Annotated in this window: 4 protein-coding genes; all 4 read right to left on the bottom strand. The window is 32.5% G+C overall.

Features of this window, described 5'->3' with window-relative positions; genetic code table 11:
• Positions 1-86: 86 nt before the first annotated feature.
• The 4 genes from H8909_RS12920 to H8909_RS12905 all read right to left on the bottom strand — a co-directional run bounded on the left by H8909_RS12920 (position 87) and on the right by H8909_RS12905 (position 1,892).
• Entirely contained in the window at positions 87-356 is a 270-nt protein-coding gene (locus tag H8909_RS12920; RefSeq protein WP_187013115.1) for a hypothetical protein, read from the bottom strand.
• An 11-nt stretch (positions 357-367) separates the two neighbouring features.
• The gene (locus H8909_RS12915; RefSeq protein ID WP_187013114.1) at positions 368-766 is read right to left on the bottom strand and encodes an arsenate reductase/protein-tyrosine-phosphatase family protein; all 399 of its coding nucleotides are present in this window, start codon (positions 764-766) and stop codon (positions 368-370) included.
• A complete protein-coding gene (locus H8909_RS12910) occupies positions 759-1,313 on the bottom strand; it encodes a DUF5714 domain-containing protein (protein ID WP_187013113.1) in 555 nt (184 codons plus the stop codon). The genes H8909_RS12915 and H8909_RS12910 overlap by 8 nt, the downstream gene beginning before the upstream one ends.
• A gap of 252 nt (positions 1,314-1,565) precedes the next feature.
• On the bottom strand, positions 1,566-1,892 hold the full coding sequence (locus H8909_RS12905; protein ID WP_238928311.1) for a cupin domain-containing protein: 327 nt from the start codon (positions 1,890-1,892) through the stop codon (positions 1,566-1,568).
• Positions 1,893-2,019: the final 127 nt, after the last annotated feature.

The raw sequence follows: 2,019 nt of genomic DNA, 5'->3' as shown, positions 1-2,019 counted from the left end.
TGACGTTTCTAAATTAACTAAACCATAAAATTCAACTATTCTATTTTTTCTAAATTATTCAAACTTGTTTTTAAGTTTGTCTTTTTTTATACGTTTTGATTGATTTTTGTTTCACACTTATACCTCCTTATAATTATATTAACATGATTTTTCTTGAAATAGAATGCGCCAATCAGACATAAGACAATTCCTATCACAAAAGGAATCGCATAGAGATAAGCCATTTCAACTGGTACACTTGTTCCTCCAACCTTAATCTCCCATTCCATATTACAATAGTTATATGCAACAAGAGCACACATGATATGGGAAAGTATAATTGCAATTAATAAGCAAAAACGATATAAGAGTTTCATATAAATTTCTCCTAGTTCTTTAAATTATCCCTTAAATCTAATATTTTAGTTTCAATTTGTTTAATAATTTTTACGAATTCTTCATCACTTTTACCTGTAGGATCTTCTAATCCCCAGTTATCATCAAATGGTCTACCTATGAAAGGACATCCTACATTACAGCCCATAGAAATCGCAATGTCAGGTTTTGGAATATCATTTATAAGTTTAGAATATTGCGCCTCTTCCATATCTATGCCATACATTTGTTTCATTATACGAACAGCATCCTGATTAATGATAGGTTTTGTTTCTGTTCCTGCAGAATAGCTTTCAAAAACATCAAAAGCGAGATAATGACCTAATGCTTCAGCTATCTGACTTCTACATGAATTATGAACACAAATGAATGCGACTTTCTTTTTACTCATGAAAAGGACATCTCTCCTTTATACATTGCTTATTCAGTTTTGAATAGTGACAAGATGAATGTTCATATTCTAAAGTAACATCATAATGCGCATTGATATAATCAATCGCATTCTTAAATGAAATCATTGCATCTCTTTTACAACATCTAGGCCCATTGATTTCACCTAAGTTCTTTAATGCGTTTGAAGTAAATTCCATATGGTTTCCCCAGGTGCCATCTGTAGATAAAGGTCCTGTATGATCAATGAGTGATAATGCTGCACCAAGTGATGTGACTGCACCGCATACACCCCATAAACCACACATAGCACCAGGCATTCTTAATCCTTCTATCATGATTTTATTTAATGCATCATCTAAATCAATTTCACCACCTGCATTTTTAAATGCAACGAGCAAACATGCTCCATCTAAAATATGATGTTCTGGTCCATGAATATTGATATAATCATGATCTGCAATTCTTTTAAATATCTGTATAGGATTGTTTCCCTTTTCTTTCTTTATATCCTTGATTATTCGTTCAGCTTTTGCTTGTATTGTCATGAAAACCTCCTCCTTTATTCCATTATATAGTAAAAACGACAGGATTACCCTATCGCCCTGATTATTTCTAATTTTTCGTATATATGCGAATCATCAAAGGTGTTTCAACCAACAATATCGCAATCCACCCTATCAAGTAAGAATAAGGTAATGCTTCTATTCCATAGTTCCATAATAAATGAAACTATTTCAAAAAATATGAAAAAGTAAAAAACGAGACTGCATTGAATCTCGTTCTAGGTAATATATTCATTATTCTAATGTAAGAAGTAATGCCATCTTGAAACGTTTAGATGCTTTGACTGCATGCATGCCCCCCTTCGCAAAACAGAAGTTTTCTCCAGCTTTAATGACATGGTCTTTACCTTCATAACTAATAATACCTTCACCATCTAATGCGAAGATGATAGCTTCTCCTGGTGCTGCATGTTCAGTAAGTCCAGTTCCTTCATCAAATGCCATTACTACAAACTTCATCTTCTCATTATGTACAATATCCATATTGATGATCTTACCTTCTGAATAAGGTAATAGTTCTGCAAGTTTAAATACTTCTCCTGGTTTAATCATTTCATTCATATAATCCATCCTGCCACTCTAAATGTGATTAAATATACTCACATCGAGATAATGTAAGTTCTCACGAACATTACTTACTATGTCATCGTGTATGCTTTTGATTGACCGAAATCATATCTACTCACAA

The organism is Catenibacterium faecis, assembly GCF_014306455.1.
Taxonomy (GTDB): Bacteria; Bacillota_I; Bacilli_A; order Erysipelotrichales; family Coprobacillaceae; genus Catenibacterium; species Catenibacterium mitsuoka_A.
The sequence above is the reverse complement of the archived record's forward strand: the minus strand, read 5'-3'. Positions and strand labels throughout refer to the sequence as shown.